At 46.8% G+C, this 12,282-nt stretch carries 10 protein-coding genes and 1 riboswitch; of the genes, 6 read left to right on the top strand and 4 right to left on the bottom strand.

Annotated features, from left to right (window positions below):
* Positions 1-6: 6 nt before the first annotated feature.
* A complete protein-coding gene (locus R2Q26_RS00645) occupies positions 7-672 on the bottom strand; it encodes a protein-L-isoaspartate O-methyltransferase (protein ID WP_317534477.1) in 666 nt (221 codons plus the stop codon).
* A gap of 64 nt (positions 673-736) precedes the next feature.
* A riboswitch (TPP riboswitch) is annotated at positions 737-910 on the top strand.
* 31 nt (positions 911-941) lie between these two features.
* Here R2Q26_RS00645 and thiC point away from each other — a divergent pair.
* Positions 942-2,828 (top strand): phosphomethylpyrimidine synthase ThiC, encoded by a 1,887-nt coding sequence (thiC, locus tag R2Q26_RS00640; protein WP_317534476.1) that lies wholly within the window; start codon positions 942-944, stop codon positions 2,826-2,828.
* 55 nt (positions 2,829-2,883) lie between these two features.
* Positions 2,884-3,705, top strand: coding sequence for an undecaprenyl-diphosphate phosphatase (locus R2Q26_RS00635; RefSeq protein WP_317534475.1), 822 nt, complete (start codon positions 2,884-2,886; stop codon positions 3,703-3,705).
* A 230-nt stretch (positions 3,706-3,935) separates the two neighbouring features.
* On the opposite strand, the gene R2Q26_RS00630 is transcribed toward R2Q26_RS00635, so the two are convergent.
* Entirely contained in the window at positions 3,936-4,388 is a 453-nt protein-coding gene (locus tag R2Q26_RS00630; RefSeq protein WP_317534474.1) for a rhodanese-like domain-containing protein, read from the bottom strand.
* A 156-nt stretch (positions 4,389-4,544) separates the two neighbouring features.
* Between R2Q26_RS00630 and R2Q26_RS00625 the strand changes: the two genes are divergently transcribed.
* Together R2Q26_RS00625 and R2Q26_RS00620 are read left to right on the top strand one after the other, a co-directional pair.
* Entirely contained in the window at positions 4,545-5,228 is a 684-nt protein-coding gene (locus tag R2Q26_RS00625; RefSeq protein WP_317534559.1) for a zinc metallopeptidase, read from the top strand.
* Between the two features lie 181 nt (positions 5,229-5,409).
* Entirely contained in the window at positions 5,410-6,432 is a 1,023-nt protein-coding gene (locus tag R2Q26_RS00620; RefSeq protein WP_317534473.1) for an NAD(P)-dependent alcohol dehydrogenase, read from the top strand.
* 362 nt (positions 6,433-6,794) lie between these two features.
* On the opposite strand, the gene xerC is transcribed toward R2Q26_RS00620, so the two are convergent.
* Together xerC and R2Q26_RS00610 are read right to left on the bottom strand one after the other, a co-directional pair.
* Positions 6,795-7,709, bottom strand: coding sequence for a tyrosine recombinase XerC (gene xerC / locus R2Q26_RS00615; RefSeq protein WP_317534472.1), 915 nt, complete (start codon positions 7,707-7,709; stop codon positions 6,795-6,797).
* On the bottom strand, positions 7,690-8,385 hold the full coding sequence (locus R2Q26_RS00610; RefSeq protein WP_317534471.1) for a DUF484 family protein: 696 nt from the start codon (positions 8,383-8,385) through the stop codon (positions 7,690-7,692). Before R2Q26_RS00610 ends, xerC begins: the two co-directional genes overlap by 20 nt.
* A gap of 700 nt (positions 8,386-9,085) precedes the next feature.
* On the opposite strand from R2Q26_RS00610, the gene R2Q26_RS00605 reads away from it, so the two are divergent.
* Together R2Q26_RS00605 and R2Q26_RS00600 are read left to right on the top strand one after the other, a co-directional pair.
* Positions 9,086-11,752, top strand: a complete 2,667-nt coding sequence (locus tag R2Q26_RS00605; protein WP_317534470.1) for a hypothetical protein — start codon at positions 9,086-9,088, stop codon at positions 11,750-11,752.
* A 298-nt stretch (positions 11,753-12,050) separates the two neighbouring features.
* Positions 12,051-12,257 carry a hypothetical protein gene (locus R2Q26_RS00600; RefSeq protein ID WP_317534469.1) on the top strand — a complete coding sequence of 69 codons (207 nt, stop codon included), beginning with the start codon at positions 12,051-12,053 and terminating at the stop codon, positions 12,255-12,257.
* Positions 12,258-12,282 lie beyond the last annotated feature (25 nt).

Below are 12,282 nucleotides of genomic sequence, written 5' to 3'. Positions count from 1 at the left end.
AATGCATTAAAAAGTAAACCGTTTAGGTTGCAGGGTATTTCTCAGAGGGACTGTGCAGGTTTCAAACAGCATCTTTGTATGGTAGACGCCAGGCGCCACACATGTGACAAGTGTTGCTTCCATCAAAGGTTCTTCGCCGACAATCGCAAACAAGCGTCCCCCGGGATTAAGGCTTTTTTGGAAAGCTTCGGGTAATACTGGTGTGGATGCGGTGAGGACGATGACATCATAAGGGCCGTGCTGAGGCCAGTCCTGGGCTGCATCGCCTTGTTCCAAGGTGACATTAGTAATGCCATGGGTCTGGAGATTCATTTTTGCTAATGTGCAAAGTTCTGGCACAATTTCAACGCTGTAAACATGGGCACCAAGCTCTGCCAGTAATGCTGTCATGTAGCCACTGCCGCTGCCTACTTCGAGAATTATGTCGGTTTTTTTGATATGTAATTCCTGGAGGATGCGCGCCTCCATTTTGGGTGTTAGCATGACTGCACCATGATCCAAAGGGATTTCCATATCCGTGAAGGCAAGTGAGCGATAAGCTGCTGGCACGAATTCTTCGCGTCGCACTTTGTAAAGTAAATTGAGAATTGTCGGATCCAGAACATTCCACGTCCGAATTTGTTGTTCCACCATATTGAAGCGGTTTTGTTCGAGATTGGTGTCGAGTTTCATAATCGTTATTTTTATAAATGAAATAATCAGGCTTGCAATTATTTCATATTTCTATTAGTTTCACAGCTTCAGCTAGGGGTCCGCACTTGGAGGTTATCTAGAGAGCCAGTGGAGAAATTGTGGTACGCAGTAGACTTATTAGCAAAACTACATTTTTCCAGGTTCCAAGTGTTGGTGAGACAGTCCCTTAATACCTGATGCGGATAACGCCGCCGTAGGGAAGCTAGGGATATTCCGCTTGCTCCTTACGGTATTTTGAGGAGCATAATATGAGTACAAAGTTAGAAAAGTTTACCAGCGAAACTGCGCAGGTGGATGAAGCTGCGATCAGGCCGCTGCCTAATTCGCGCAAAATTTACGTGCAGGGCACTCGTCCTGACATTCAGGTTCCTATGCGGGAGATCAGTCAATCGGATACGGCTACCAGCAGTGGTACAGAAAAAAATCCTCCCATTTATGTGTATGATACCTCTGGACCCTATACTGATCCTGCTGTCAGAATCGATATTCGTGCCGGATTATCCCCCTTGCGTGAAAAATGGATCGAGGAGCGTGGCGATACTGAACTACTTTCAGGGCTGACGTCAGCTTACAGTCGAGAGCGCTTGGATAATCCGAAGCTCTCGCAAATGCGCTTCAATCTCAAACGCCCGCCGCGACGCGCCAAGACAGGCGCCAATGTGACCCAGATGCACTATGCGCGCCGTGGCATGATTACCCCGGAAATGGAATATATTGCGATCCGGGAAAATCAGCGTCGGGAAATGATAGATGCGCAAAGCAATGAATTACTCGTTCGCCAGCATACTGGCCACGATTTTGGTGCCGCGATTCCCCGCTTTATTACTCCTGAGTTTGTGCGCGATGAAGTCGCGCGCGGACGAGCCATTATTCCTGCCAATATCAATCACCCGGAATCCGAACCGATGATCATCGGGCGTAATTTTTTGGTCAAAATCAACGCTAATATCGGTAATTCTGCACTGGGCTCCAGCATTCAGGAAGAAGTCGAAAAAATGACCTGGGCGATTCGTTGGGGAGGCGATACGGTCATGGATCTTTCCACCGGTAAAAATATCCACGAAACGCGCGAGTGGATCATTCGTAACAGCCCGGTACCGATCGGTACGGTGCCTATTTATCAGGCATTGGAAAAAGTTGACGGCAAAGCAGAAGAACTGACGTGGGAAATATTCCGCGATACCTTGCTTGAGCAGGCGGAACAAGGTGTGGATTATTTCACCATTCACGCTGGGGTGCGTTTACCGTTTATTCCCATGACAGCCAAGCGCATGACCGGAATTGTTTCGCGTGGCGGCTCGATCATGGCCAAATGGTGTCTTGCGCATCACCAGGAAAGTTTCCTCTACACTCATTTTGAGGAAATCTGCGACATTATGAAAGCATATGACATCAGTTTCTCGCTTGGAGATGGGCTGCGGCCGGGCTCGATTTACGATGCTAATGATGAAGCACAGTTTGCAGAATTGAAAACATTGGGTGAGTTGACGCAGATTGCCTGGAAACACGATGTGCAGGTCATGATCGAAGGGCCAGGTCATGTCCCCATGCATTTGATCAAAGAAAATATGGATCTGCAGCTTAAATATTGTCAGGAAGCGCCTTTTTATACTTTAGGGCCGCTTACGACCGATATTGCTCCAGGCTATGATCATATTACTTCTGCCATTGGTGCCGCCATGATCGGCTGGTATGGTACCGCCATGCTATGTTATGTAACTCCCAAAGAGCACTTGGGATTGCCTGATAAAGATGATGTCAAGGACGGTATCATTGCCTATAAGATTGCAGCCCATGCGGCTGACCTGGCTAAGGGGCATCCCGGTGCGCAGATTCGTGACAATGCGCTTTCCAAGGCGCGTTTCGAGTTCCGCTGGAATGATCAGTTTAATCTCAGCTTGGATCCGGACAAAGCCAAACAATTCCATGATGAAACGCTGCCACAGGAAGGGGCTAAACTTGCCCATTTTTGTTCGATGTGTGGTCCCAATTTCTGCTCAATGAAAATTACTCAGGATGTACGCGACTACGCAGCTCAACAAGGCATTAGCGAGGACGAGGCACTGAAAAAAGGCATGGACCAGAAATCCACTGAGTTCAAGGAAAAAGGCGCGGAGATTTACAGTAAATTATGATTGTCTGCTCATATCTTTCGTCATTATTTTTTGAATCTTTGAACAGAAGGCCGACATGGATTGGCCGATACTGATCAAGGCGCTGATTCTTGGGATTATTGAGGGATTGACTGAGTTCCTGCCGATTTCTTCCACGGGTCATTTGATCCTGGTGGGTGATCTGCTTGATTTCAATGATGATAAGGCCAAGGTTTTTACTGTGGCCATTCAATTGGGGGCGATACTGGCGGTATGCTGGGAGTATCGCGCCCGACTGACGGCAGTCGTGACCGGCATAGGCTCAAAAGAATCGAATCGCTTTCTGTTAAATTTGCTGATTGCTTTTTTGCCTGCTGCTATCCTCGGTTTTTTATTCATCAAAACGATCAAATATTACTTGTTTCATCCCTTATCCGTTGCCTTGGCGTTGATCATGGGGGGCATATTAATTTTATGGGCAGAGCGTCGTAATCATGTGGTAGATGTTGAGCAGGTAGAGGATATGGACTGGAAACATGCGTTGAAAATTGGCTGTGCCCAGTGCCTTGCCTTGATTCCGGGTACTTCCCGTTCGGGAGCCACGATCATTAGTGGTTTGTTTTTTGGCTTGTCACGCAAGGCAGCAGCCGAATTCTCCTTTTTTCTGGCGATCCCGATTATGTTTGCCGCTACCTTTTACGATGTTTATAAGAGTCGCGATCTGCTGCAAATGGAAGATCTGAGTATGTTTGCAGCAGGCTTTATTGCCTCGTTTGTGAGCGCATGGCTGGCAATCCGTGGTTTATTGCGCTATATCAGTCATCATGATTTCACTCTCTTCGCATGGTATCGCATCGGATTCGGCATCATTATCCTGGTAACGGCTTACACCGGACTTATTGCGTGGTCAACAAGCTGATTTAAATGCAGGGCACAATAGTCATGGAGTATTGCGCCCTATGTCCCATATCCCGTATGTCGGGTAAATGTTAAATCAGGTGCAATGCGCTGCGCGTATTGCACCCTACAGTTGCTGTTAAAAATGCTAATAGGCTGTTTTCGATTAAATAATATAGTTACCAATATAGCGTTCGGCCTGAGCCGCTAATACCATACAAGCTTGTCGAACAGTCGAAGGCCAACAACCTGCTAGCTTTGTACCCAAGGCAGATCAGCCGCCTTCCAGCCACCTTTACGGCCGCGATGGCCTGTTTCATCCTTATCGCCTTCAAAACCCTCCAGAATGTTGTAGCAATTAGGGAAATCTGACTGGGTGGCGATGGTAGCCGCATAATCTGAGCGCCCGCCGCTACGGCAAAGAAACATAAGCACATCGTCTTGCTCTACTTTTTCAGCTACCTGATCAATGAAATTTGGATTAGATTGCATGCTCGGGTAAGTTTTTAACTCGACTTCGATTGCGCCAGGAATGCGACCAACCCAATCCAGTTCAGCTTTGCAGCGAACATCAATCAACTTGGCATTGGGAATTTCCTGTAACAATGCGAACGCTTCGGCAGGTAATAAAGCGCCTTTGTAAGATAAACCCATCTCTTCGGCACGTTCATGTGCTTTTTCCAATATCTTGCTTGCGTTTTCCATGTGTCTATTTTAATCGGTAAAATGAGAAGTGTAATCAAAGTGAAGCGCTGAAGCAAAAAAGCTATAAATCTTTATCTGAACTGATACTGTCAAGGCGAATCTCATATAATGTATCGTACAAATTAATTTTCTTTGTTTGTATTCTGAAAAAACGTGATGTTCTATCTGATATTGATCATTCTACTGGTTGTTTTAGTGGTTGGGCCTTCTTATTGGGTCAAACATATCATGGAGAAATATAGCCAGCCGGATGATCGCTATTCTGGCACGGGTGCACAATTGGCCCGTATCTTGCTTGATCAAGCAAATTTACAGCAAGTCAGGGTCGAGACCACAGAGCTGGGCGATCATTATGACCCTCTTGAAAAGGTAGTTCGCCTTACCCCGGATAAATTCAATGGCAGATCGCTCACCGCGATTACGGTAGCTGCACATGAAGTAGGACACGCCCTTCAGGATCGGGATGGTTATTTGCCGTTAAAAATGCGCACCAGGCTAGTGCAACTGGCTGCGCCAGTGGAAAAACTAGGGGCGGGGATTCTCATGTTGGTGCCGCTCGTAGTGGCATTGGTCCGTGCACCCCTAGCCGGCGCATTATTTTTAGCCGGCGGGTTGCTAACGTTAGGCACTTCAACGTTGGTGCACTTGCTGACTCTCCCGATGGAAATGAATGCAAGTTTTGTGCGTGCTCTACCTCTCTTGGAGCAAGGAAATTATCTCAAACAGGGTGACGCACCACATGCCCGTAGATTACTCAAAGCGGCAGCCTGGACTTATGTTTCCGCTTCGCTTATGACATTACTCAATATCGCACGCTGGTGGGCGATTATTCGAAGATAACGATAGGGTAGAAATAAACGCTTTTCAGCAAGAGGATCTTTGATAGCAATGGTATCTTGATATAGATGAAAATTCTGCTTGCCGGATTTAACGCTCATCATATTTACCTTCCGACAAGTGAAGGGTGGTCTAATGGATTCTTTTTCTTTAACGATATAATCTGAAAGCAGGGAGGATATTGATGACTAATAATATCAGCGGATGGGCTGCGCGCGGTGCAAAGCAAAAACTCGAGCTATTTACTTATGATGCTGGCCCGCTAGACCCGGAAGAAGTTGAGGTTGCGGTCGAATTTTGTGGTCTATGCCATTCTGATCTTTCAATTATTAATAATGATTGGGGATTATCGCAATATCCCGTTATTCCGGGACATGAAGTGGTGGGCCGTATTGTTGCGGTGGGTGAGCACGTCAAACAATTGAAGATTGGGCAGCGCGTTGGCATTGGTTGGAATGTTAATAGCTGCATGCATTGTCATGAATGTTTGACGGGTCACCATAATCTTTGCCTACAAGCGGCACCGACCATTATCGGACATCATGGTGGTTTTGCAGAGCGAGTGCGCTCCCATTGGTTGTGGGCCATTCCGTTGCCTAGTACGCTGGAAATGTCTTCTGCAGGGCCGCTGCTATGTGGTGGCATTACTGTCTTTGCCCCGCTGAGTACCTATGGTGTAAAACCGACAGATCGGGTTGGCATTGTTGGCATTGGCGGCCTGGGTCATCTTGCGTTGCAATTCGCCCGCGCCTGGGGTTGCGAGGTTACGGCATTTACCTCGAATCTTTCAAAAGCGGAAGAAACCCGGGGGTTCGGCGCGCATCACATTGTTTCCAGTCGTAACAGCGCGGAAATTCGCAAGGTAGCCAATTCGCTCGATTTTCTGATGGTTACGGTAAATGTGCCGCTTGACTGGTCATTACTGCTCAAAACACTGAAACCGAATGGTCGTATGCACGTGGTTGGTGCCGTGCTGGAGCCGATGCCTATTCCAGCATTCGAGCTGATCATGGGGCAAAAAAGTGTTTCAGGCTCACCCACCGGTGGACCTGCTATTATAGCTACCATGCTGGATTTTGCTGCACGACATCATATCTCCCCGCAAGTCGAGCATTTCCCGCTCAATAAAGTCAATGATGCTATCGCGCATCTGGAGGCAGGTAAGGCAAGGTATCGGATCGTACTGGATCATGTCGGTCCTTTCTGAGTTATTTGCTTAAGCCCCCAGTGCCAGTTAACTTCTATTCATGGTGAGCTTGTCAAATGGTTAGATTTTCTGAATGCTGGCCTTCGACTGTTCGACAAGCTCACAGCTCAGGCAAAACGGTGGTGTAAAGGTTGGCCTTCGACTGTTCGACAAGCTCACAGCTCAGGCCGAACGGTGTATTGGTAAGGTTTTTTAATCATTCGCGGTGAACCAGTCGAACCGTAAAGCCCCGTTAAACCATTCCCGTTCGCGGTGAGCTTGTCGAACCGCAATGCTGCGTGAATGGGAATCACAGCAGGCTAAGATCAAGCGACTCGGCTCATTGGCATCAATGAATATTGATCAATTTTTACTGGGATGGTTTAACCACGATTATTTTTTCGTTTGGCACGAGGGTGTGCGCTATCGTAGATCATTGCAAGGTGCTGAAAATCGAGGTGAGTATAGACTTGAGTGGTACTGATGCTGGCATGCCCCAGCATTTCCTGTACTGCGCGCAAATCTCCACTGGATTGTAATACGTGAGAAGCAAAAGAATGACGCAGGGCATGAGGATGTGCGTGATTGCTGAGATTCTGTTGTATAGCACGGGTTTTTAAGCGATACTCGATTGCACGGGGGCTAATTTGGCTGCCTCGGCGCGACAGGAAGAGCGCGGTTTCTCCTGGTTTCAGCGTCCCTTCACGCTGCTTTAGCCAAGCTTGCAGCGCTTGCAATGCATAACTTCCGACTGGCACTATCCGCGTCTTGCTGCCTTTTCCTCGAACCCGCACGGTGCCCTCAGCAAAATCGATATCCTCGGGTCTGAGCTGCGTCAATTCTGCTAGCCTTAAACCTGAAGAATAAAATAACTCAAACATGGCGCGATCGCGCACGCTTAGTTGATCTTTCTGATCGAAAGCCATCAGCTTCGCAGTTTCATCTGGAGATAGCGCGTGCGGCAAGTTTCTGGGAGATTTGGGGACCCGCATGCCATTGCAGGGGTTATCGGCATAGCCACGATGACGGATTAAATAGCGATAAAAACCTCGCCAGGCAGATAGCATTCTTGCAAGGCTTCTACCAGAGAGTCCGTTTCCATGAAGTTTAACGATGAAATGTCGAATATCATGCGCGCGCAACTGATTTAGAGGTGTTTTTTCAGAAAGCTGCAGTAAAATAGCCAGATCTCGTGCATAGCTTTTTTCTGTGAGCGCTGACAGTCTGCGCTCATCCCTCAGATGTGCAAGGTATGCGTTGACCAGGACTGATTTGTCGTTAGGAGTGGGGGAGTTCATGCACCTGGGTCTCAATATTCCACTGTTCGAGACAAACAAGAGCGCCTGCAATCAGCTCGCTTAACCGTTCCAGATAAAGTGTGCCCATATCAGGATAAAACCGTTCCGGTTCAGGACTGCCCATTACCAGTAAACCAAAGGTATGTTTCCTGCGTAGCGGGATCATGGAAAAAGACCGTAATTGATGCGCATCACGTCCAAACCATTGTTTGATTTCGTCTGTTAGATGCGGGCCGCAATAAGGTTTTGCCATGCTTTCAACAGTGGTGCGCATCGTTTCGCTGACCGGCGCAAATTCAGGGCGTCGTTTATCGCCTGCAGAATCGCATGAAAACCACAAGCGTACTGCCGCATGCTGAATGGAAAAATTTTCACGCAGATTGTCATTCAGCCCATTTAGCATTTCATCCAATGAATTGAATTCCATCAGCGCCACCGTCAGTTGGTGCATTTTTTCGCCAATCAAATCGTTATTTTCGCCGATACTGATGAGTTCATGCAGTTTTTCCTGTAGTTGGCGGTTTTTTTCGCGCAGCAAAACCATTTGGCGTTCATTGATCGAAATTGCTCGGCCATCGTAAGGATGTGGAATTCTGATTTCCGCGAGCAACTCAGCATATTCGACAAAAAACTGCGGATTTTTCCGCAGATATTGCGCAACATTTTCCGGTTTCATAATGATATCCTGATCGATTCAGATTCATGGAACAAAAACGTGGATATTAGCGTATAAATTTATAAACTACATATAATTCTGAATCGCTCCACTGGCAGACTTATTTGGTCCATGGGCAATTACAAGAATTGAATTGCTCCTACTACAGCCGTGATGCAGATAACAAGCGATTAATGTGAGAAAAATCACACCTCTTTCTGTCATAAGAGCACACAATAAATAATATTGCCTGACTAAGTAAAATGAGGCAAAGTAGGCACTTTTTGATTTTTAGGTGTGCGTCTATTACTCGGAAGAATGAGTCTGTTATTCGGAAACAGATGCTGTATTGGGGCGTCAATCTCTCCGCTGCAATATTCAAATTAAATTCTTACATTTTCATCTTTTAACTATTTATTATTAGGTTGTTTTTTTGCTAAGGTATTGTAAGAATCGTTGTAAATTAACAACACAACATGTTTAAAAATGTTTGTTTGCTTGCATGCGATAGAATTTTTAGGCAGAATCGTTCACACTTGTCAACTGTGGCGATTTCTGGTGGCGAGGCCATAGTCATTGTCATGAAATATGTAAACAGCAGGAACGCGAAAAATGACTTTTAACAGCTTGCAAGGACTATTTGTTTCATATTCAGCGATTTCGTGACATATGGTTTTTTGTCAGAAGTTTTTTTAACTCTAATTAATAAGGAACACTCGTTATGGCTATTACTCCTCAACAAAAGGAAAACATACTTGCGCTGACAGTGGCTACGTTCAACGCTGCTCCTGGCTCCGTATTTCTACAAGATTTTGCTAAAGCGGTCGAGGCTGGTATGTCTTTTGAAAACCTGGCGGATGAACTGGTGGCAACCCGTCAATTCAAGCAAGATATTCTCCATGGCGCCGTTACCAATCAAGAAATTGCAGCTGCACTGTTGAACAATTTTGGTTTGACAGCAGGCAATACCGACCCGGCCAGCCCAGATGCGCAAGCAGAAGCCTTTTTCATTGCGCGGCTCGAGCAAGGTGTGGACCTAGGTGATATCCTTCTCGAAGCATCTAATTTCCTGCTGGGTACTGTACCTCAAGAATTTCAACCTACGGCTGATCTGTTCCAACACAAGATTCTGGTTGCAGATCTTTTTTCTGTTAAAAATGACGGTACTACTGTCGCTGGTTTACAAGCAGTCCTGGCAGACGTGACTGCTGCAGGACCTTCAACAGAAGCGGAAGCGACACAATTTTTGATAGATCACCATTTCACGCCACCTACAGGTCAACCAGGTGGGGTTCATACGCTCACTATTAATCAGGACAATATTCTCGGTGGAGCTGGCGATGATACCTTCAATGCTGAAGCTCAGCAGAATGGAGCTGGCGCCCTGATCAATACATTGCAAAGCGTGGACACGCTTGATGGTAACGGCGGCAATAGTGATACCCTCAATGCGACTCTTTCTGAGGGCATTATGGTTGCGCCAACGCTCAAAAACATCGAGAATATCAATTTACGTTTTGCTGGCATAGATAATCTGAATCTGTCTACTGCCACAGGTGTTAATACTGTGACGCTTCACGATAGCACTTTTGTTGGTACGGTAAGTGGCCTTGGATCGATCGCCAATCTGGCAGTTAAGAATCAAAATCAAGATGTTAAATTCGATGACTCTGCTGCTGCCACACTAGCGCTTAGTTTGGATACTTTTGGCAAATCGGGCACGCCCAATAATGTAGATCTGGGTTCTGTAGCAGCCGCCAAAGCGACTACCTTAAATGTAACCGCCAACAATGCGTTTGCTACGATCAATTCAACGACTGCTGATGCTATTAAAACTTTGTCGGTTGCTGCTTCTGGTACGAACACGTTATCGCTGGTTGATAGTGGTGCGACGATTACTACTGCCACGATTACCGGAGCAGGTAGTGTCGATCTGACTGGTACTGCCTTTACAGGTGCGATGACCGCGTTCGATGCATCTAAGAACACAGGTGGTGTCAAGGCTATTATCGCAGGTACCAAAGCTGTAGCTGTATCCGGCGGCGATGGTGCAGATACCTTCCGTCTTGATACAGGTAACGTGGCTGGCTCTTCTGTTGCGCTCGGTAAAGGTGATGATAAACTCTTTGTGGGTGCTCAGCTGAAGGACAAATTCGACAAGGGTGTCGACGGGGGTGATGGTACTGACATCATTAACATCACCGATGGTGTTACTTTGACCGCCGCAACATCGAAATTCATCACCAACTTCGAAACGCTGGATGTTTCGGGTGGTACAGGCAACTATGATGTATCGTTGAATAATTTTGCCACCGTGCAAATCGACGAAGCCATCAGTGGTCCGTTGTTTGGTGCTGTTGATTTCACGAATGCACCCGATACCTTCGCGCTCAATATTGCCAGCAAAGCTAATGATGCTGATTTTGCGGTAGGTAATACGATTACTGTTACCGGTAAGGATTACACAGGCACCTCTGCCAAGGGCGATGCTGAAACCTTTACCCTGGTAGCCACCATCAATGATGGTAACAAGGATGATGTGGCCAATGGTAATATCAACGCTGATACTGTTACAGCGAATGGTGTTGAGAATCTGGTAATAGACGCCAATGTGGGTACCCTGGATGGCGGCAGTAAAGCGCTGGGTGCTTCCGCACACACTCTGACGGCCAAGCTCGTGGCTGATAAGGCTGAAACCCTGACCATCAAAGGCGATGCATCTGTTGACCTGTTAGGTGTAACCACTATTGGGATAGTGAACAAAGTTGATGCAACCGCCTCAAAAGGCAATGTCACCATCGATTTCTCAACTCATCTTAAGAACGTTGCTTACAACGGTGCTGAGGGTGTTGATACCTACACTTCTAGCACGGTTGGTGATGTCATTTACACTGGCAAGAGCGGTGACGTTGTGACTTTGACCGCAGTTGGTTTACGTGATACCTTTGTTCTGAAGGCTGCGACCGATTCTCAAATCACGGATACCTCTAAGGATGGCAAGATCACCATCGGGACGGTAGGATCACCATCATCTGACACCGGCTTTGATAATGTGAGTGGATTTGTTATTGCTCCGGGAGTGAACAGTGACCGTCTTGACGTCACTAATTTGGGCTTCAGCGGGGCGCAGCGCGGTGTGGTTGATGTGACCTCCCAGATCAATGCTGCTACAGATCTGACCAGCATTGCGGATCTGTTTGGTTCACCTGCAGGTGATCGTGGCGTAGCTTTCAGTGTAATTGATTCTGATAATGCGGATCCTCTTAATCTTCTTGACACCTTCGTGTTTATCGATGCCAACAAGGATGGTAACTTTACCGCAGCTGATGATTTGCTTGTTAAGCTGACCGGCGTAGCTTCACTATCTGAAGCAGACATCAACTTCTAATCTATCTGAAGATGTCCGACTATCTTGATTTGGTCGGATAAGAAGCTAACCAACCCCGCTCTCTACACAGGAGCGGGGTTTTTTTGTGGCGCATTGTTTAAAAAACTTCTGGTTTTCGTAAGGAAAGATAATGACTGATTGGACTGCCGGCTACGTGGCTGATATTAGTCCGCGTAGGGCGCAATAACCATCGGGCATTGCGCCGTATATGGAATAACACCAAGCCTACTAAAAACGAACCGCCAGCGGAAGTGGTTTCTCATTGTCTACTGGCTAATCGTGACGCTATAATTTGTTCATGAACAATGATCAGTTAAAACATATTGCTGCCGTCCTCCATGTCATGGCGATTGGCCTGTTTGCAGTATTTGGCTATACGGGTTTGGTGGCTCGGCCGGTGGAATGGTTGCAAATAGGGTTTGCTGCACTGGGTTTTTTGAATATCGAATGCCTTGCCGTATGGATATTGTCCTACATTCGCAGGGATAACGAAGGAGGGCGATGAAATGACAACCGAATTGATTGCATTG

It is taken from the genome of Nitrosomonas sp. Is37, from assembly GCF_033063275.1.
GTDB lineage: Bacteria > Pseudomonadota > Gammaproteobacteria > Burkholderiales > Nitrosomonadaceae > Nitrosomonas.
Note: the sequence above shows the minus strand (reverse complement) of the source record. Positions and strands in the feature narration are given on the sequence as shown.